Source organism: Pseudomonas peli, from assembly GCF_050563605.1.
Classification (GTDB): Bacteria; Pseudomonadota; Gammaproteobacteria; order Pseudomonadales; family Pseudomonadaceae; genus Aquipseudomonas; species Aquipseudomonas peli_A.
The window spans coordinates 23,273-42,513 of record NZ_JBNXUH010000023.1; the positions used below are offsets into that span (position 1 = coordinate 23,273).

A 19,241-nucleotide genomic window follows, 5' to 3' on the forward strand; every position below is an offset into this window, starting at 1 on the left:
GCTCGAAAAAGCAGCGGACCTAAAAGCGGCAAACGCCCGGCCGCGCAAAAGCGGGGCCGGGCGCTGCGTGTTGCGACTCGTGCTTACAGGCTACGAGCCACTTGGACTTTCTCGAACACTTCGATCTTGTCGCCGACCTTGACGTCGTTGTAGCTCTTCACGCCGATACCGCACTCCATGCCGTTACGCACTTCGGAGGCATCGTCTTTGAAGCGACGCAGGGATTCCAGCTCGCCTTCGAAGATCACCACGTCGTCGCGCAGTACGCGGATCGGACGGTTACGGAAGACCGTACCCTCGACCACCATACAACCGGCAATCGCACCGAACTTCGGCGAACGGAATACGTCACGCACTTCGGCGATACCCAGGATGTTCTCGCGAACATCGCTGCCGAGCATGCCGGTCAGGGCTTTCTTGACGTCTTCGATGATGTCGTAGATCACGTTGTAGTAACGCATATCCAGACCTTCCTGCTCGACGATCTTGCGCGCACCAGCATCGGCACGCACGTTGAAGCCGAACAGTACAGCGTTGGAGGCCAGCGCCAGGTTGGCATCGGATTCGGTGATACCACCGACGCCGCCACCGACCACACGCACTTGCACTTCATCGTTACCCAGGCCGCCGAGCGAGCCTTGCAGCGCTTCCAGCGAACCACGGACGTCGGATTTGAGGACGATGTTGAGCGTCTTCTTCTCTTCCTGGCCCATGTTCTCGAAGATGTTTTCCAGCTTGCCGGCGTGAGCACGGGCCAGTTTCACTTCGCGGAACTTGCCTTGACGGAACAGCGCAACTTCGCGGGCTTTCTTCTCGTCAGCCAGTACGCTCATGTCGTCGCCAGCATCCGGAGTGCCGTCCAGGCCGAGAATCTCGACTGGGATCGACGGACCAGCTTCTTTGATCGGCTTGCCGTTCTCATCGAGCATGGCGCGGATACGACCGAAGTTGGAACCGATCAGCACCATGTCGCCTTGACGCAGGGTACCGTCTTGAACCAGTACGGTAGCAACCGGACCGCGGCCTTTATCAAGGCGCGACTCAACCACAACACCACGACCTGGGGCCGATGGAGTGGCTTTCAGCTCGAGGATCTCGGCTTGCAGCAGTACGGCTTCGAGCAGCTCGTCGACACCGGTACCGACTTTCGCCGACACAGAGACGAACGGCGTTTCACCGCCCCACTCTTCCGAAGTCACGCCGTGTACCGACAGTTCGCTACGAATGCGATCAAGGTCAGCACCTGGCTTGTCGATCTTGTTCACCGCAACAACCAGCGGAACGCCAGCAGCCTTGGCATGCTGAACAGCTTCAATGGTCTGCGGCATCACGCCGTCGTCCGCTGCAACCACCAGGATCACGATATCGGTCGCCTTGGCACCACGGGCACGCATCGCGGTAAACGCGGCGTGGCCCGGAGTGTCGAGGAAGGTAACCATGCCGCGCTCGGTTTCTACGTGGTAGGCACCGATATGCTGAGTGATACCACCGGCTTCGCCAGCAGCAACCTTGGCACGACGAATGTAGTCGAGCAGCGAGGTCTTACCGTGGTCAACGTGACCCATTACGGTAACAACCGGCGCACGGGCAAAGGTCTCGCCTTCGAACTTCAGCGACTCAGCCAGGGAGTCTTCCAGAGCCGTGTCGCTGACCAGGGTGACCTTGTGGCCCAGCTCCTCAGCAACCAGTTGGGCAGTTTCCTGATCCAGAACCTGGTTGATAGTCGCAGGGGTACCCAGCTTGAACATGAACTTGATGATTTCAGCGGCTTTGACCGACATCTGCTGAGCCAGATCGCCCACAGTGATGGTTTCGCCGATCTTCACTTCACGCACGATCGGACCCGTTGGGCTCTGGAAGCCGTGAGCATTACGCTTCTTCAGCTTGGCCTTGCCACGACCGCCACGACGGAAGCTGTCGCTTTCCTCGTCAATGGTGCGCGGAGCAACACGTGGAGCCGGAGCCTTTTCCTTGACGCTCGGACGATGCTGGGTGGTCTTGCGCTCACCACCACGACGATCGGCATCATCATTACGCGCTTTATCGGGGCGACGCGGCTCATCTTTCTTGCGCTCGTCTGCCGCAGGAGCAGCCATTACCGGCAGCTCAACCGCTACAGCCGGAGCTGCTTGAACCACTGCTTCGCCAGCAACGGGGGCAGAGGCCGGGCGCTGTGCATCTTCTGCGGCGCGACGCTTGGCTTCTTCTTCAGCCTTGGCCTTGGCAGCATCAGCTACAGCGCGCTGTTCAGCCAGCTCACGCTGCTTCTCAGCTTCGATCTCTTCAGCGCTGCGCTTGACGAAGGTCTTCTTCTTACGCACTTCGACGCTGATGGTCTTGCTACCGGCAACCCGCAGGGTGCTGGTAGTTTTGCGCTGCAAGGTAATCTTGCGCGGCTCTTCTGTTTTACTGTCGCCGTGACTGCTCTTGAGGTGGGCCAACAGGGCCTGCTTCTCACTGTCAGTCACTGCTTGCTCAGCACTCTTGTGCGGCAAACCTGCCTCACTCATTTGCTGTAGCAGGCGTTCAACCGGTGTATTGACCACTTGGGCCAGTTCTTTAACCGTGACTTGCGTCATGCATTTCTCTCCTCAGGCCGCAACTGCTTACTCGAACCAATGGGCTCGGGCGGCCATGATCAACTTGCCGGCTCGCTCAGCGTCGATACCGTCGATGTCGAGCAGGTCATCAATAGACTGCTCGGCCAGGTCTTCGCGGTTAACAACGCCGCGCACTGCCAGTTCATGCGCAAGCGCCTTATCCATCCCCTCAAGCGAGAGCAAGTCTTCGGCTGGGTGGGCATCTGCCAGCTTTTCCTCATTGGCGATGGCTTTAGTCAGCAGGCGATCTTTGGCACGGGCGCGGAGCTCGCTGACGATATCCTCGTCAAAGCCATCAATGCTGAGCATTTCTTCCATCGGTACGTAGGCAATTTCTTCAAGGCTGGTGAAGCCTTCTTCGACCAACACCTGGGCCAGTTCTTCGTCGACTTCCAGCTCGTCGATAAAGTTCTGCAGGATGTCGCCTGTTTCCGCTTGCTGCTTGGCCTGAATGTCCGCCTCGGTCATCACGTTCAGGGTCCAACCAGTCAACTGACTGGCCAAACGCACGTTCTGACCGCCGCGGCCAATGGCCTGAGCAAGGTTGTCTGCGCCAACGGCGATGTCCATGGCGTGGGCATCTTCGTCGACAATAATGGCGGCCACTTCAGCAGGCGACATGGCGTTGATTACGAACTGGGCAGGATTGTCATCCCACAGCACGATATCCACACGCTCACCCGCCAACTCACCGGAGACCGCCTGCACGCGCGAACCGCGCATACCGATACAGGCACCCTGCGGGTCGATGCGTTTGTCTTTGGAGCGCACGGCCAGCTTGGCGCGCGAACCTGGATCACGGGACGCACCCATAACCTCAATCAGCTCTTCAGCGATTTCCGGCACTTCGATGCGAAACAGCTCGATCAGCATTTCCGGCGCGGTGCGCGAGAGGATCAGCTGCGGGCCGCGGTTCTCGGTGCGAATTTCCTTGAGCAGGGCACGCAGGCGCACACCAACACGGAAAGTTTCGCGAGAGATGATGTCTTCGCGAGCCAGCATGGCTTCTGCGTTGTTACCCAGATCAACGATCACGCTGTCACGGGTAACTTTCTTCACGGTGCCGGAGATGATTTCACCCAGACGCTCGCGATAAGCCTCGACCACCTGAGCACGCTCAGCTTCGCGGACTTTCTGCACAATCACTTGCTTGGCAGTTTGCGCGGCAATACGACCGAACTCGATGGAGTCGATCTTTTCTTCCAGCACTTCACCAACTTTTGCATTGGCTTCAACTGCACGCGGCATGTCAGTGGTGACCTGGTGTGCAGGATCATCAAAGTCAGCTTCTTCGACCACTGTCCAGCAGCGGAATGTTTCGTAGTTGCCGGTCTGACGATTGATCGCCACACGCAACTCGACTTCATCTTCAAAACGCTTCTTGGTAGCAGTGGCCAAAGCCAGCTCCAACGCCTCAAAAATTACGCTAGCCGGTACGCCCTTTTCGTTGGATACCGACTCAACAACCAGCAGTACTTCTTTGCTCATCGTACGCCTCGCCTTTCGCAATCCATTGGATCCGCGCTATCCGCGCCACTTGCGGGGGATCCGCGTCTCAATCAAACCTGGGGATAATGTTGGCCTTGTCGATCATGTCGATCGGCAACAGGAATTCATGGTCATCCACCTGCACTACCACGTCCTGCTCTTCCACACCGCGCAGAAGGCCCTGGAAGTTGCGTCGACCTTCAAAAGGCGAACGCAGCTTGATCTTTACTTGCTCACCGGCATGGCTGGCGAACTGTTCAATGGTGAACAGCGGCCGATCCATACCTGGCGAGGACACCTCGAGGGTGTACTCAGCGCTGATCGGGTCCTCGACATCGAGAACACCGCTGATCTGCCGACTGACAATTTCACAGTCTTCGATCAACACGCCGTCAGGCTGTTTATCAATATAAATTCGCAGCAGAGAATGCCGCCCTTGTGACAGGAACTCGACACCCCAACATTGGTAGCCAAGAGCCTCGACTACCGGGGCCACCAAGGCCTGCAACTGTTCTAGCTTGCTCGACACCTGAACCCCTCGCGCATGCTGTAAAAATAAAAAATGGGCGAATCGCCCATCATCAAACCGCCCTCTAAAGGCCGGCAAAGCTGTCGCCCAGCTAGCAAAAAGCCCCTTAAAAGGGGCTCCTCTGCAACTCAATGCGGGGGCTGGCTTAACCCAGCCAACTTCGGACTCAACATCCGAGGAGCGACCTTACTGCTCAATCCCACATCAAAGCTGGGGCCGGATTATACGACTGAACCTTAACCAGGGTCAATCGACGCTCCAGCAACAAAAAGACCCGCATCGAGCGGGCCTTCTTGAAAATTGGTACCGAGAAGGGGACTCGAACCCCTACAGCCTATGGCCACTACCACCTCAAGGTAGCGTGTCTACCAATTCCACCACCTCGGCAAAATCGTTTGTTGCGTACAACTTACTGCGTGTTACTGCTGCTCTGGAGCCTGAGGTACGTCCGCCGCTTCGATAGCCGGCTTAGCTGCATCAAGAACAGGTACATCTTCAACAGCTGGGGCAGCCTGTTGTACTTCCAAGACTGCTGGATCAGGCAAACCGACCTGAGCCATACCATCAGCTTTGTCTTTAGCAAAGAACGCTAAACCCAAGCTAGTCATGAAAAAAGCGGTGGCGAGTATAGCAGTAACTCGACTCAGAAAGGTAGTACTTCCTTGACTACCGAATACGGTAGAAGAAGCGCCACCACCAAACGAGGCACCTGCATCCGCGCCTTTACCCTGCTGCAACAAAACCAGCGCAACCACACCGATGGCGCCCAGCAGATGAAGAACAACGATAACTGTTTCCAGCATTTCTTTAGCTTCCTGCGGCGCGACAGATCGCACCGAACTCACCCGCATTCAGAGAGGCTCCACCTACAAGCCCCCCATCGATATCCGGCATACCGAACAACTCGGCAGCACTGGCGGCCTTGACGCTGCCACCATAAAGAATTCTTACCTTGCCAGCCAACTCAGGACTTTTCGCCGCCAACTGCGCACGAATCGCCGCATGCACTTCCTGCGCCTGCACAGGTGACGCAGTCAAACCGCTACCAATAGCCCAAACCGGCTCATAAGCGATGACTGCATCGGCAAACACCTCCACACCCAAGGCATCAGTCACCGCAGACAACTGCGCCGCAACCACTTCAAGTGTCTGCCCCGCCTCACGCTGAGCCAGGGTCTCACCAACACACAGCACTGGAAGCAAGCCCGAAGACTGCGCCGCAGCAAACTTTCGCGTCACAACTTCATCACTTTCACCCAGCAGCGACCTACGCTCGGAGTGACCAACCAACACCAGCGAACAGCGCGCGTCATACAACTGACTTGCCGCCACTTCACCCGTCAAAGCACCTTGCTGCGCTTCGGTAGCGCAATCTTGCGCGCCTACCGCAACAGCCTTGCCTGCCAGACCATCAACCACCTGGCAAAGATGCAAACAAGACGGAAAAACCGCTACATCTACATCAACAGGCAACACCTGCTGATTGAGACCGTTGATCAGCTCTGCGACGCTGGCGCGGGTACCGTGCATTTTCCAGTTACCAGCAACCATTGGGCGACGCATGCTTTACCTCGTCGGTCAAAGAGGGCGCAGATGTTACCCAACAGCTACCCGACTGGCAAGCCGAATCAAGCACATACATCCGCAACAACTTTAGCCAATTCATCGGCATAGCCGCGCACCTGGCCTTCGTCATCACCTTCAACCATAACCCGCACCAACGGCTCGGTGCCGGATTTGCGCAGCAGCACCCGCCCACGGCCGGCCATTTGCTCGGTTACCCGCGCACTGGCCTGCTGTACAGCCGGATGTTCCAACGGATCCACGCCGCCAGCAAAGCGTACGTTCACCAACACCTGCGGGCACTTCTGCATACCCAGACGCGCCTCGCCCAGGGTCTGCTGACGACGCTTGAGCGCCATCAGCACCTGCAGCGCGGCGATAATTGCATCACCCGTCGTGGTGTGCTGGAAGCACACTAGGTGCCCTGAATTCTCACCACCCAACTGCCAGTTGCGCGACAGCAACTCGGCAATCACGTAACGGTCACCGACCTTGGCACGCACAAACGGAATACCGAGATCAGCCAGAGCCAGCTCCAACCCGAGGTTGCTCATCAGTGTACCGACGACGCCACCTTGTAGCTTGCCGCGCTCCAGCAGATCGCGAGCAATGATAAACAGCAACTCATCACCATCAACCACCGCACCGGAGTGATCGACCATCAACACCCGATCCGCATCGCCATCGAAGGCGATACCCAGATCAGCCTGCTGCGCCAGCACTTCAGCCTGCAGCGCTTCGACGTGGGTCGAACCGCAGTTGTCATTAATATTCAAGCCATTGGGCTGCGCCGAAAGCACCGTGACCTGCGCGCCCAACTCGCGAAATACGCTTGGTGCCACCTTGTACGCCGCGCCATGAGCGCAATCGACAACGATCTTCAGCCCGGCAAAGTCGGTACTGCTCGGCACACTGCTCTTGCAGAATTCGATATAGCGCCCGGCGGCATCGTTGATTCGCGAGACCTTGCCCAGTTGCTCTGACTCGACCACGGTCATCGGTTGATCAAGCAACTCTTCGATCATCAGCTCGATCTCGTCCGGCAGCTTGGTGCCCTGCCCGGAGAAGAACTTGATGCCGTTGTCGTGGTGGGGATTGTGCGAGGCACTGATAACGATGCCAGCTTCAGCATGGAAGGTACGGGTCAGGTAGGCGATTGCCGGCGTCGGCATTGGGCCGAGCAACATTACATCTGCGCCGGCGGCGGACAGGCCAGCCTCCAGAGCAGACTCGAACATATAGCCGGAGATGCGCGTGTCCTTGCCGATCAGAATGCGGCACTTGCCCTGTTTGCGAAACGCCATCCCGGCCGCCCAGCCGAGCTTGAGCATGAACTCCGGGGTAATAGGGAAGTCACCGACACGCCCACGAATACCGTCAGTACCAAAATATTTTCTACCCATCCCACAATTCCTTCTAACTTATTCGGCCGCTTCAACCGCGGCGATCATCCGTACCACATCAACCGTTTGCGCCACATCGTGCACTCGCAGAATGCGCGCGCCTTTGCTCAGCGCCAACGCAGCCAAAGCCAGGCTGCCGCATAGCCGCTCGCCCACTTCATGCCCTAGCACCTTGCCGATCATACTCTTGCGCGACACCCCGACCAGCAGAGGCCGACCCAGCGCATGCAACGCCTGCAGGTGTTTGAACAGCGAAAGATTGTGCTCCAGGGTTTTCGCAAAACCAAAACCCGGATCAAGAATGACTCGCTCAGCACCAATCCCAGCTGCCGCACAGGCGGCCAGCCGCTCAAGCAGAAACTCGCGCACTTCCGCCACTACATCAGGGTACTGAGGATTCTGCTGCATGGTGGTGGGTTCGCCGCGCATATGCATCAGGCACACCGGTAAACCGCTATCCGCCGCCGCATCCAGCGCACCATCACGCTGCAATGAACGCACGTCATTGATCAAGCCCGCGCCCAACCGCGCTGTTTCGCGGATGACTGCAGGCGTTGAGGTGTCCACCGAAATAATCACATCCAGTTCGCGCGCAATAGCCTCGACGACCGGCGCAACCCGCTCCAACTCTTCAACCGGAGAGACAGCGCGAGCGCCAGGGCGCGTCGACTCACCACCGACATCAATCAGTGTCGCCCCCGCCTGCAGCATCGCCTCGGCATGGCGCAAGGCCGCATCACGCTGACCGTAGCGCCCACCATCGGAGAAGGAGTCGGGAGTGACGTTGAGGATGCCCATCACTTGCGGACGGCTTAAATCAAGAAACCGGCTGCCACAGGGCAGCCGGTCGAAGGTTGGCGCAACAGACATGGAAAACCTTAGAGCTCTGCGGCTGGGCCACCAATTGGCTTCTCTGTGGACTCAGCGACTTCAACTGGCGCAGTCGGCGTACCGTTGTTGTCGTCACCGCCCTGCCAGCCTTTCGGCTCGCGCGGCGCGAGACCATTCATGATGTCTTCGATCTGCTCGGCATCAATGGTTTCGTACTTCATCAACGCTTCAGCCATCGCATCGAGCTTGTCGCGATTTTCCTGCAGCAGGCGCTTGGCGGTGCCGTAGCACTCATCAATGATGCTGCGCACTTCTTGGTCAATCATCTTCGCGGTGTCGGCAGAGACGTTGCTCTGATTACTACCCATGCTACGACCAAGGAATACTTCACCCTCTTCTTCCGCATACATCAGCGGGCCGAGTTTTTCCGACAAACCCCACTTGGTGACCATGTTCTTGGCCAATTGGGTGGCACGCATGATGTCGTTGGACGCACCAGTGGTGACGCCATCGAAGCCCAGAGTCATTTCTTCGGCGATACGGCCACCGAACAGCGAGCAGATCTGACTGGTCAGTGCACGCTTGCTCAGGCTGTAACGATCTTCCTCAGGCAGGAACATGGTCACGCCCAAAGCACGACCGCGCGGAATGATCGACACCTTGTAGACCGGATCATGCTCAGGCACAAGGCGCCCGACAATCGCGTGGCCGGCTTCGTGGAATGCGGTGTTGAGCTTTTCCTTGTCCGACATGACCATGGTCTTGCGCTCGGCGCCCATCATGATCTTGTCTTTGGCCAGCTCGAACTCTTTCATCTCGACCACACGCTTACCGGCACGGGCAGCGAACAGCGATGCCTCGTTGACCAGGTTGGCCAGGTCGGCACCGGAGAAGCCCGGTGTACCACGCGCAATCACTGCCGGGGCAACGTCTTCGCCCATTGGCACTTTGCGCATATGCACTTTAAGAATCTGTTCGCGGCCACGGATATCCGGCAGGCCAACCACGACCTGACGGTCGAAACGACCCGGACGCAACAAAGCAGGGTCGAGCACGTCAGGACGGTTGGTAGCGGCAATGACGATGATGCCGTCATTCATTTCGAAGCCGTCCATCTCCACCAGCAACTGGTTGAGGGTCTGCTCACGCTCGTCGTGACCACCACCCATACCGGCGCCACGATGGCGACCCACGGCGTCGATTTCGTCAATAAAGATGATGCACGGCGCGTGCTTCTTGGCTTGCTCAAACATGTCGCGCACACGGGATGCACCGACACCGACGAACATTTCCACGAAGTCCGAACCAGAAATGGTGAAGAACGGCACCTTGGCTTCACCGGCAACCGCTTTGGCCAGCAGAGTCTTACCGGTACCTGGCGAGCCAACCATCAGCACGCCGCGCGGGATACGCCCGCCTAGACGCTGGAATTTGCCCGGATCACGCAGGAACTCAACCAGCTCGCTGACTTCTTCCTTGGCCTCGTCGCAACCGGCAACGTCAGCGAAGGTAGTCTTGACCTGATCTTCCGAGAGCAGGCGCGCCTTGGACTTGCCGAAGCTCATCGGCCCGCCTTTACCCCCCGCGCCACCTTGCATCTGGCGCATAAAGAACATGAACACGGCGATGATCACCAGAATCGGGAAGCTGGCGACCAGCAGCTGAGTCCAGATGCTCTGCTGCTCAGGCTGCTTGCCGACGATCTCGACGTTGTTGTCCATCAGGTCCTTGATCAGGCCATTGTCCTGAATCGCCGGACGCACGGTCTCGAACGATGAACCATCGGTACGCGTACCGCTGATGATGAAACCATCCACCGTCACCCGCTTAACGCCGCCATCCTGAACCTGCTGGATAAACTGCGAGTAATTGAGTTTGTTCGACTCAGTGGGGCTGGAAAAATTGTTCATCACCGTCACCAAGACGGCGGCGATGATCAGCCACAGGACCAGATTCTTTGCCATGTCGTTCAATTAGCTACCCTCTGAAGCAGGCCCCGTGTCGAAGCGCGCTTCGCATGACGACCAGTTATGTACCGATCTAACTTACTACACAACGCCCACACCTGGCAGACGCCGTCTGTAACCCTTTATTTGTTGTGAGACCGCAAAGCCTCACCACAATTCGCCGTAAATCCTGAAGCCATCAGATGCCGCGAAAGCCCCGCGCCAACATATATTGCTCACGGGAGCGGTCACGCGAGGACAGCGGCTTGCGCATCTGCACCTTGTCGAACAGCTGACGCACCTGCTTGTGGTACAGATCGAAACCTTCACCCTGGAAGATCTTGATCAGAAAATCACCACCCGGACGCAACACTCGGGTCGACAAATCCAGCGCCAGCTCGCACAGATACATCGCGCGCGGCTGATCAGATTCCCTTACCCCACTCATATTGGGGGCCATATCGGAAATCACAAGGTCTACCGGGTGTTCGCCGATGGCTTCGAGAATCTGCGCGAACACCGCATCGTCGGTAAAGTCGCCCTGGATAAAGGTGACATCAGGGATACTGTCCATCTCGAGAATATCTGACGCGATCAAACGCCCCTTGTCACCGATCACCCGACTGGTGACCTGCGACCAGCCGCCAGGCGCGGCCCCCAGATCAACTACAGTGATACCAGGCCTGAGGATGCGATCCTTCTCCTGAATCTCCAGCAACTTGTAGCTGGCGCGCGAGCGATAGCCATCCTTCTGCGCCATTTTGACGTAGGGGTCGTTGAAATGCTCTTTCAGCCAACCTTGACTGGTCTTGGAACGGGCCACGCAATACCTCGAATGTGCAACGCATGAATATCTGGGCGGCCCCGAAGGCGCTCGGGTAAACTAACCGCCGTTTTTTACCAGATTAAATGCAGGAATCAGATTATGCCGCTCACTCAAGAGCAGAAGAAACAATTCAAATCTATCGGTCACCATTTGAAGCCTGTATTGATTGTGGCTGACAACGGTCTGACCGAAGGTGTGCTGACAGAACTGGAACGCGCACTGGGCGATCATGAACTGATTAAAGTGCAAATACGCATCACCGAGCGTGAAGACCGCCTGACGGCCATCAACGAACTGTGCAAAGCCAGCAAAGCCGACCTGGTTCAGGTGATTGGCAAAATGGCGCTGATCTACCGCAAGAACCCGAAAGTGAACAAGAACCTGTCCAACGTTCACCGTCATCACGGCTGATCTATCAGCCGTTGCAAGGCGCGCTCAGCGCCTTTGCAACCCACCTACCCTGCCCAATCTTACTGCTTAGAGCTTGTGCCTGAGCTTTTGCGGCAGCGGCTGCAACACCAGCAACAGGCCGCAAAAGGCCATGACCAAGTAACTGAACATCAGCCACAGTTCAGCTTCTGGCAGCAGTTGGCGCACAGCAAAGTAACTGCCCGCCATCGCCACCACGACCAATAGCAATTGCCCACGGGTATCACGCCACAGGCTTGCCAGGCGCTCGGCACGAATTAGCACCAGCACCTGCAGGCCGGCGCAAACCGCCGCCAGACCAACCAGTAATGGCCGCAGGGTATTGCCGATTTCTTCGACCAGCAATGAGGCCAGGCCGATCTTGGCAATCGCCGGTATCAGCAGAAAATGCAACAACCAGAGGCCGCCAACCCAGAGCGTCTGAGCCAGCAGCCAGCTGATTGCGCCGGCATCACGCGTACCCGGCTTAGAGATGGCGAACCTCGACGATCTCATACTCAAGCGCACCGCTCGGGGTCTGCACCACCACCACGTCACCTTCGTTCTTGCCGATCAGGGCACGGGCGATAGGTGAACCGACGGAGATCTTGCGCTGCCGGATGTCCGCCTCGTCCTCACCAACGATCTGGTAAACCACGCTTTCATCGGTTTCGCAGTTGGCGATCTCGACGGTCGTGCCGAAAATCACCTTGCCGGTGTGTTCGATACTGGTGACATCGATGATCACCGCATTCTGCAGACGACCTTCGATATCGCGGATACGCGCCTCAACCATGCCCTGCTGCTCGCGCGCAGCATGGTATTCAGCGTTTTCCTTGAGGTCACCGAGCTCGCGCGCGGTGCCGATATCCTGACTGAGCTTGGGGCGTACCACCTTGGTCAGATGAGCGTGCTCTTCCTCCAGGGCGCGCGCGCCCTGGACGGTCATGGGGTATTTGGTCATGCCTTGATTCCTGCATGCAGATCCTGCAGCCGGCGCACGGTCTTCTCGGGACCGAACTTCAGCGCCTCACAGATCGCCTGACCCGCCGCAATGGTGGTGGTGCAGTAGATCTTGTGCTGCAGAGCGTTACGACGAATGGAGTAGGAGTCGGCGATGGACTGGCGACCCTCGGTGGTGTTGATGATCAAAGTGACTTCGTCATTCTTGATCATATCGACCACGTGTGGACGGCCTTCGGTCACCTTGTTCACGCGACGCACTGGCAAGCCCGCGGCCTCGATCAGCTTGGCAGTACCGGCAGTTGCCACCACTTCAAAACCCAGGCCGATCAGGTCGCGGGCAACGCCTTCTACCAACGGTTTGTCGTCATCACGCACACTGATAAAGGCAACGCCGGCGTTTGGCAGAATCTCGCTGGCACCCGACTGCGCCTTGGCAAAGGCCTCGCCGAAGGTATCGCCGACGCCCATCACTTCACCGGTGGACTTCATTTCTGGGCCGAGGATCGGGTCGACGCCTGGGAACTTGGCGAACGGGAACACCGCTTCCTTAACGCTGAAGTACGGCGGGATAATTTCCTTGGTGTAACCAGCCTCAGCCAGCGACTTGCCTGCCATGACGCGCGCTGCCACCTTGGCCAGCGAGACACCGACGCACTTGGAGACAAACGGTACGGTACGCGAAGCACGCGGGTTCACTTCGATTACGAAGATGTCCTCGCCCTGAACGGCCATCTGCACGTTCATCAGGCCAACCACATTCAGCTCCAGGGCCATTTTCTTGACCTGGTCACGAATCTCATCCTGGATGTGCATCGGCAGCGAGTAAGGCGGCAGCGAGCAAGCGGAGTCACCAGAGTGCACGCCAGCCTGTTCGATGTGCTGCATGATCGCGCCAATCACCACGGTTTCACCGTCGCACACCGCATCCACATCCACTTCAATGGCGCAGTTGAGGAAGTGGTCGAGCAGCACCGGGCTGTCGTTGGAGACTTTTACCGCTTCGCGCATATAACGCTTGAGCTCGTCTTCCTGGTAGACGATTTCCATCGCCCGGCCGCCCAGTACATAGGACGGACGCACTACAAGCGGGTAACCGATGGTCTTGGAGTGAGCCAGGGCTTCATCTTCGCTACGCGCGGTGGCGTTGGCCGGCTGACGCAGACCGAGGCGCTGAACCATCTGCTGGAAGCGCTCGCGGTCTTCGGCGCGGTCGATGGCGTCAGGGCTGGTGCCGATGATCGGCACGCCGGCTTCTTCCAGAGCGCGACAGATTTTCAGCGGGGTCTGGCCGCCGTACTGCACGATCACGCCTTTCGGCTGCTCGACGCGGACGATTTCCAGCACGTCTTCCAGGGTTACCGGCTCGAAGTACAGGCGGTCGGAGGTGTCGTAATCGGTGGAGACAGTTTCCGGGTTGCAGTTGACCATAATGGTCTCGTAACCGTCTTCACGCAGGGCCAGCGCGGCGTGTACGCAGCAGTAGTCGAACTCGATACCCTGGCCGATACGGTTCGGCCCGCCACCGAGGATCATGATCTTGTCGCGGCTCGACGGATTGGCCTCGCACTCTTCCTCGTAGGTCGAATACATGTAGGCGGTATCGGTGGCGAATTCGGCGGCGCAGGTGTCGACGCGCTTGTACACCGGCAGCACTTTCAGCTTGTGGCGCTGGCTACGCAGGGTCTTCTCAGTCACGCCCAGCAGCTTGGCCAGGCGAATATCGGAGAAGCCTTTACGCTTGAGCTTGTACATCGAGTCACGATCAATGCTGGACAGTGCCAGCGTCTTGATCCGCTCTTCGTCCTTGATCAGGTCTTCAATCTGCACCAGGAACCATTCATCGATATTGGTCAGCGCGAAGACTTCGGCGACGGTCTTGCCCGCACGGAAGGCATCGCCGATGTACCAGATACGGTCAGCACTTGGCACGGTCAGTTCGCGACGCAGGGTGCTTTCGGCTTCAGGATCGGCCAGATCGAGCATCGGATCGAGACCCGAAACGCCCACCTCCAGACCGCGCAGGGCTTTCTGCAGGGATTCCTGGAAGGTGCGGCCGATGGCCATGACTTCACCGACGGACTTCATCTGGGTGGTCAGGCGGGCATCAGCTTTCGGGAACTTCTCGAAGGCAAAACGCGGGATTTTGGTTACGACGTAGTCAATGGCTGGCTCGAACGAGGCCGGGGTGCGACCACCGGTGATGTCGTTGGACAGCTCATCAAGGGTGTAACCCACCGCCAGCTTGGCGGCGATCTTGGCGATCGGGAAGCCGGTGGCCTTGGAGGCCAGCGCCGAGGAACGCGACACACGCGGGTTCATCTCGATCACCACCATACGGCCAGTGTTCGGGCAGATGCCGAACTGCACGTTGGAGCCGCCGGTTTCCACACCGATCTCGCGCAGTACCGCCAGAGAGGCGTTACGCAGGATCTGGTATTCCTTGTCGGTCAGGGTTTGCGCCGGGGCCACGGTGATCGAGTCGCCGGTGTGCACGCCCATCGGGTCGAAGTTTTCGATGGCGCAGACGATGATGCAGTTGTCCTTTTTATCGCGGACCACCTCCATCTCGTACTCTTTCCAGCCGATCAGCGATTCGTCGATCAACAGTTCGCTGGTTGGCGACAGATCGATACCGCGGGCGCAGATTTCTTCAAACTCTTCACGGTTGTAGGCAATACCGCCGCCAGTGCCACCCATGGTGAAGGACGGACGGATGATGCAGGGGAAGCCAACCTTCTCCAGCACGCCGTAGGCTTCTTCCATGTTGTGCGCGATGCCAGAAACCGGGCAGGCCAGGCCGATGTCTTTCATCGCCTTGTCGAAGCGCGAGCGGTCTTCGGCCTTGTCGATGGTGTCGGCGTTGGCACCGATCATCTCGACGCCGAATTTTTCCAGGATGCCGTGCTTTTCCAGGTCCAGTGCGCAGTTCAGCGCAGTCTGACCACCCATGGTCGGCAGCAGCGCATCCGGGCGCTCCTTCTCGATGATCTTGGCCACGGTGGACCACTTGATCGGCTCGATGTAGGTAGCATCGGCCATGGCCGGGTCGGTCATGATGGTGGCGGGGTTGGAGTTGACCAGAATGACGCGGTAACCCTCTTCTTTCAGCGCTTTACACGCCTGGGCACCGGAATAGTCGAACTCGCAGGCCTGGCCGATAACAATCGGGCCAGCGCCGAGGATCAGGATGCTTTTAATGTCTGTACGCTTTGGCATGTTCTCTCTCTCGAATCCTTGGGTCAGTCGGCTGGCTTAACGGCGCTTGGCCATGGCTTCGATAAAACGGTCGAACAGCGGCGCCACATCGGCTGGGCCGGGGCTCGCTTCGGGGTGACCCTGGAAGCTGAAGGCGTCCTTGTCGGTCCGCTCAATACCCTGCAGGGAACCGTCGAACAGCGACTTGTGGATGGCGCGCACATTGCTTGGCAGGCTGCTTTCATCCACGGCAAAACCGTGGTTCTGGCTGGTGATCATCACCACACCAGTTTTCAGGTCCTGCACTGGGTGGTTGGCACCGTGGTGGCCGTGGCCCATTTTCAGGGTCTTGGCGCCGGAGGCCAGGGCCAGCAGCTGGTGACCAAGGCAGATGCCGAATACCGGGATATCGGTTTCCAGCACGTCCTTGATCGCGGCAATGGCGTAATCGCACGGCTCGGGATCGCCTGGGCCGTTGGACAGGAACACGCCATCGGGATTCAGCGCCAGCACATCGCTAGCTGGAGTCTGCGCCGGCACCACAGTCACGCGGCAACCGCGCTCGACCAGCATGCGCAGGATGTTCCACTTAACGCCGTAATCGTAGGCAACCACGTGGTGCGGCAGCTCGCTGGCCGGGATTTCCGGGTGGCTGTCGTTTTCCAGGTTCCACACACTGGAGCGCCATTCGTAACGCTCGGTGCAGCTGACCACCTTGGCCAGGTCCATGCCTTTAAGGCCGGGGAAGCTGCGCGCCAGTTCCAGCGCCTTCTCTTCGGTGGCGTCATCGCCGACCAGAATGCAGCCATTCTGCGAGCCTTTCTCACGCAGGATGCGGGTCAGGCGGCGGGTATCAATACCGGCGATGGCGACGGTGCCGTTTTCCTTGAGGTATTCATCCAGCGGCTGCTTGTTGCGCCAGTTACTGGAGGTCAGCGGCAGATCACGGATAATCAGGCCAGCTGCCCACACGCGGTTGGACTCGGCGTCTTCCGGCGTGGTGCCGGTGTTGCCGATGTGCGGATAGGTCAGGGTGACGATCTGCTGGGCATAGGAAGGATCGGTAAGGATTTCCTGATAGCCGGTCATGGCGGTGTTAAAAACCACCTCTCCAATAGTTTGGCCATCGGCACCGATGGCCTCGCCGCGAAAAATACTGCCATCAGCAAGAGCCAAAATGGCAGGTTTAAGGGCTGGCTTACTCAAGAAAACCTCCGGAAATCAAAACGTGAAGCAAACGCAGATTGTAAAAAAGCGGGATGACGTATCAACCGTCACCCCGCTTTTTTATCTGATTCATTCTGCGCAACTTTAGTGGACACACTAAAGCAGAAAGCTTACAGGAAAGTGCCTTTTTGGTCCACCGCCAGTTGCGACTATGACCCAGCTAAAAGCCCTTCCTGCGACACAATGCCTCAGTTGAGACCCAGAACATCCTGCATGTCATACAGACCAGGCTGACGTTTTTGCAGCCACAACGCCGCACGCACTGCGCCTTTGGCGAAGGTCATACGGCTGGATGCCTTGTGGGTGATTTCCACGCGCTCGCCATCGGCGGCAAACAACACGGTGTGATCACCCACCACATCACCGGCGCGCACAGTGGCAAAGCCGATGGTTTCGCGCTCGCGCGTACCGGTCTGACCTTCACGGCCATACACCGCGACTTTCTGCAGATCGCGCCCCAAGGCATTGGCCACTACCTCGCCCATACGCAAGGCGGTGCCGGACGGCGCATCGACCTTGTGACGGTGGTGCGCCTCGATGATTTCGATATCCACGTCATCGCCCAGAACCCGCGCCGCAGTGTCGAGCAACTTAAGACACAGATTGACGCCGACACTGAAGTTGGCGGCAAACACGATGGAAATCTGCTTGCCGGCCTCGGCCAGCAGCTGCTTTTCTTCCGGGGAAAAACCGGTGGTGCCGATCACCATGGACTTACCAGCCTGACGGCAGATCTCCAGGTTTTTCAGAGTGACCGATGGATGAGTGAAGTCGATCAGCACATCGAACTGATCAAGCACCGCAGTCAGATCACCGGACAGATTGACGCCAATCTTGCCCTGCGCTACCAGCTCACCGACGTCCGCGCCAACCAGGCTGCTGTCGGCACGATCAATCGCCGCGCACAGGCTTGCGCCATCGACCAGCTGCACAGCCTCGATCAGGGTCTTGCCCATGCGCCCGGCGGCGCCCATCACAGCAATACGTTGCATAGCTATCAGCTCCAAGCTGTCGCCACCGGCTGCAGCAGCCGCTTAGCGACCGCGCAGCCTGTCAGCGGGATTTACAGGTCGCCAAAGAAGCGCTTAACGCCTTCGAACCAGCCATTGGCCTTCGGGGAATGCGAGCTGTCGCCCTCCAGGGTTTTGCGGAACTCATCGAGCAGCTCGCGCTGACGCTTGTCCAGGTTGACCGGAGTTTCCACCGCCACCTTGCACATCAAATCGCCTGCACCGCCGCCACGCACCGGGGCCACGCCTTTGCCACGCAGACGGAACATCTTGCCGGTCTGCGTACCTTCCGGAATTTTCAGCTTGACCCGACCATCCAGGGTCGGCACTTCCAGCTCGCCGCCCAAAGCCGCATCAGCAAAGCTGATTGGCACTTCGCAGTACAGGTGCTTGCCGTCGCGCTGGAAGATCGCGTGCTCGCGCACATTCACCACCACGTACAGGTCGCCCGCCGGGCCGCCCATGGCACCCGCCTCGCCTTCGCCAGACAGACGAATGCGGTCGCCGGTATCGACGCCAGCCGGCACTTTCACCGACAGGGTTTTGTGCTCTTCCACCCGGCCATGGCCGTGGCAGGAGCCGCAAGGGTCGGTGATCATCTTGCCGCTGCCGTGGCAGCGCGGGCAGGTCTGCTGCACCGAGAAGAAGCCTTGCTGCATGCGCACCTGACCAATACCGCCACAGGTGGTACAGGTCACCGGCGTGGTGCCTTTCTTCGCGCCCGAGCCATCGCAAGGTTTGCAATTGACCAGCGTCGGCACGCGAATGGTCACCGTAGTGCCACGTACCGCTTCTTCCAGGTCCAGCTCCAGGGTGTAGCGCAAGTCACTGCCGCGCTGTGCGCCGCCCCGCTGACCGCCGCGCCCACCGCCGCCGAAGAAATCACTGAATACATCGCCGAAGATGTCGGAGAAGTTCGCCCCACCCGGGCCGCCACCGCCGCCCCCCATCTGCGGGTCGACACCAGCGTGCCCGTACTGATCGTAGGCCGAACGTTTGGCCGCATCGGAAAGCACTTCGTAAGCCTCGTTGGCTTCCTTGAACTTCTCTTCCGAGGCCTTATCGTCAGGATTGCGGTCCGGGTGATACTTCATGGCCAGACGGCGGTAGGCTTTTTTCAGCTCCGCTTCGCTGGCACCGCGCTCGACACCGAGCACCTCGTAAAAATCGCGTTTAGCCATAAGTCTTCAACACCTTTAAATCGTCTACTCCAGACACGCCAACGCGGGAGCAAGCTCCCGCGCGGCGG

General features: G+C 58.5%; 16 protein-coding genes and 1 tRNA gene. 1 reads left to right on the top strand and 16 read right to left on the bottom strand.

Going from position 1 to position 19,241, the window contains the following annotated elements:
• Positions 1 to 83: 83 nt before the first annotated feature.
• The 10 genes from infB to rlmE all read right to left on the bottom strand — a co-directional run bounded on the left by infB (position 84) and on the right by rlmE (position 11,183).
• Positions 84 to 2,579 carry a translation initiation factor IF-2 gene (infB, locus tag ACQ4LH_RS18915; protein ID WP_430698613.1) on the bottom strand — a complete coding sequence of 832 codons (2,496 nt, stop codon included), beginning with the start codon at positions 2,577 to 2,579 and terminating at the stop codon, positions 84 to 86.
• A gap of 27 nt (positions 2,580 to 2,606) precedes the next feature.
• Positions 2,607 to 4,088: a transcription termination factor NusA gene (gene nusA / locus ACQ4LH_RS18920; RefSeq protein ID WP_430698614.1), complete on the bottom strand. Its 1,482-nt coding sequence runs from the start codon at positions 4,086 to 4,088 to the stop codon at positions 2,607 to 2,609.
• A 67-nt stretch (positions 4,089 to 4,155) separates the two neighbouring features.
• The gene (gene rimP / locus ACQ4LH_RS18925; RefSeq protein ID WP_305594381.1) at positions 4,156 to 4,617 is read right to left on the bottom strand and encodes a ribosome maturation factor RimP; all 462 of its coding nucleotides are present in this window, start codon (positions 4,615 to 4,617) and stop codon (positions 4,156 to 4,158) included.
• Positions 4,618 to 4,918: 301 nt separating this feature from the next.
• Positions 4,919 to 5,004, bottom strand: a tRNA-Leu gene (locus ACQ4LH_RS18930).
• 32 nt (positions 5,005 to 5,036) lie between these two features.
• Entirely contained in the window at positions 5,037 to 5,420 is a 384-nt protein-coding gene (gene secG, locus ACQ4LH_RS18935) for a preprotein translocase subunit SecG (RefSeq protein WP_430698615.1), read from the bottom strand.
• A gap of 4 nt (positions 5,421 to 5,424) precedes the next feature.
• Positions 5,425 to 6,180, bottom strand: a complete 756-nt coding sequence (tpiA, locus tag ACQ4LH_RS18940) for a triose-phosphate isomerase (protein ID WP_430698616.1) — start codon at positions 6,178 to 6,180, stop codon at positions 5,425 to 5,427.
• Positions 6,181 to 6,245: 65 nt separating this feature from the next.
• Positions 6,246 to 7,583, bottom strand: coding sequence for a phosphoglucosamine mutase (glmM, locus tag ACQ4LH_RS18945; protein ID WP_430698617.1), 1,338 nt, complete (start codon positions 7,581 to 7,583; stop codon positions 6,246 to 6,248).
• A gap of 18 nt (positions 7,584 to 7,601) precedes the next feature.
• Positions 7,602 to 8,453 carry a dihydropteroate synthase gene (gene folP, locus ACQ4LH_RS18950; protein WP_430698618.1) on the bottom strand — a complete coding sequence of 284 codons (852 nt, stop codon included), beginning with the start codon at positions 8,451 to 8,453 and terminating at the stop codon, positions 7,602 to 7,604.
• An 8-nt stretch (positions 8,454 to 8,461) separates the two neighbouring features.
• On the bottom strand, positions 8,462 to 10,378 hold the full coding sequence (gene ftsH, locus ACQ4LH_RS18955) for an ATP-dependent zinc metalloprotease FtsH (RefSeq protein ID WP_430698619.1): 1,917 nt from the start codon (positions 10,376 to 10,378) through the stop codon (positions 8,462 to 8,464).
• Between the two features lie 181 nt (positions 10,379 to 10,559).
• Positions 10,560 to 11,183 carry a 23S rRNA (uridine(2552)-2'-O)-methyltransferase RlmE gene (gene rlmE / locus ACQ4LH_RS18960; RefSeq protein WP_430698620.1) on the bottom strand — a complete coding sequence of 208 codons (624 nt, stop codon included), beginning with the start codon at positions 11,181 to 11,183 and terminating at the stop codon, positions 10,560 to 10,562.
• A gap of 102 nt (positions 11,184 to 11,285) precedes the next feature.
• Between rlmE and yhbY the strand changes: the two genes are divergently transcribed.
• Positions 11,286 to 11,597 (top strand): ribosome assembly RNA-binding protein YhbY, encoded by a 312-nt coding sequence (gene yhbY, locus ACQ4LH_RS18965; RefSeq protein ID WP_305594371.1) that lies wholly within the window; start codon positions 11,286 to 11,288, stop codon positions 11,595 to 11,597.
• A 66-nt stretch (positions 11,598 to 11,663) separates the two neighbouring features.
• Here the strand turns inward: yhbY and ACQ4LH_RS18970 are convergent, their stop codons facing one another.
• The 6 genes from ACQ4LH_RS18970 to dnaJ form a co-directional block, all read right to left on the bottom strand.
• Positions 11,664 to 12,110, bottom strand: coding sequence for a DUF4149 domain-containing protein (locus ACQ4LH_RS18970; RefSeq protein WP_430698621.1), 447 nt, complete (start codon positions 12,108 to 12,110; stop codon positions 11,664 to 11,666).
• Positions 12,082 to 12,558, bottom strand: coding sequence for a transcription elongation factor GreA (gene greA, locus ACQ4LH_RS18975; RefSeq protein ID WP_305594367.1), 477 nt, complete (start codon positions 12,556 to 12,558; stop codon positions 12,082 to 12,084). Before greA ends, ACQ4LH_RS18970 begins: the two co-directional genes overlap by 29 nt.
• Positions 12,555 to 15,776, bottom strand: coding sequence for a carbamoyl-phosphate synthase large subunit (gene carB / locus ACQ4LH_RS18980; protein WP_430698622.1), 3,222 nt, complete (start codon positions 15,774 to 15,776; stop codon positions 12,555 to 12,557). Before carB ends, greA begins: the two co-directional genes overlap by 4 nt.
• A 36-nt stretch (positions 15,777 to 15,812) precedes the next feature.
• Positions 15,813 to 16,961 (bottom strand): glutamine-hydrolyzing carbamoyl-phosphate synthase small subunit, encoded by a 1,149-nt coding sequence (carA, locus tag ACQ4LH_RS18985; RefSeq protein WP_430698623.1) that lies wholly within the window; start codon positions 16,959 to 16,961, stop codon positions 15,813 to 15,815.
• A gap of 209 nt (positions 16,962 to 17,170) precedes the next feature.
• Positions 17,171 to 17,974 (bottom strand): 4-hydroxy-tetrahydrodipicolinate reductase, encoded by an 804-nt coding sequence (dapB, locus tag ACQ4LH_RS18990; RefSeq protein WP_430698624.1) that lies wholly within the window; start codon positions 17,972 to 17,974, stop codon positions 17,171 to 17,173.
• A 71-nt stretch (positions 17,975 to 18,045) separates the two neighbouring features.
• A complete protein-coding gene (gene dnaJ / locus ACQ4LH_RS18995; RefSeq protein WP_430698625.1) occupies positions 18,046 to 19,173 on the bottom strand; it encodes a molecular chaperone DnaJ in 1,128 nt (375 codons plus the stop codon).
• Positions 19,174 to 19,241 lie beyond the last annotated feature (68 nt).

Coding starts and splice junctions, on each gene's coding strand:
- infB (WP_430698613.1), bottom strand. CDS start 2,579: ATGACGCAAGTCACGGTTAAAGAACTGGCCCAAGTGGTCAATACACCG.
- nusA (WP_430698614.1), bottom strand. CDS start 4,088: ATGAGCAAAGAAGTACTGCTGGTTGTTGAGTCGGTATCCAACGAAAAG.
- secG (WP_430698615.1), bottom strand. CDS start 5,420: ATGCTGGAAACAGTTATCGTTGTTCTTCATCTGCTGGGCGCCATCGGT.
- tpiA (WP_430698616.1), bottom strand. CDS start 6,180: ATGCGTCGCCCAATGGTTGCTGGTAACTGGAAAATGCACGGTACCCGC.
- glmM (WP_430698617.1), bottom strand. CDS start 7,583: ATGGGTAGAAAATATTTTGGTACTGACGGTATTCGTGGGCGTGTCGGT.
- folP (WP_430698618.1), bottom strand. CDS start 8,453: ATGTCTGTTGCGCCAACCTTCGACCGGCTGCCCTGTGGCAGCCGGTTT.
- ftsH (WP_430698619.1), bottom strand. CDS start 10,378: ATGGCAAAGAATCTGGTCCTGTGGCTGATCATCGCCGCCGTCTTGGTG.
- yhbY (WP_305594371.1), top strand. CDS start 11,286: ATGCCGCTCACTCAAGAGCAGAAGAAACAATTCAAATCTATCGGTCAC.
- ACQ4LH_RS18970 (WP_430698621.1), bottom strand. CDS start 12,110: ATGAGATCGTCGAGGTTCGCCATCTCTAAGCCGGGTACGCGTGATGCC.
- greA (WP_305594367.1), bottom strand. CDS start 12,558: ATGACCAAATACCCCATGACCGTCCAGGGCGCGCGCGCCCTGGAGGAA.
- carB (WP_430698622.1), bottom strand. CDS start 15,776: ATGCCAAAGCGTACAGACATTAAAAGCATCCTGATCCTCGGCGCTGGC.
- dapB (WP_430698624.1), bottom strand. CDS start 17,974: ATGCAACGTATTGCTGTGATGGGCGCCGCCGGGCGCATGGGCAAGACC.
- dnaJ (WP_430698625.1), bottom strand. CDS start 19,173: ATGGCTAAACGCGATTTTTACGAGGTGCTCGGTGTCGAGCGCGGTGCC.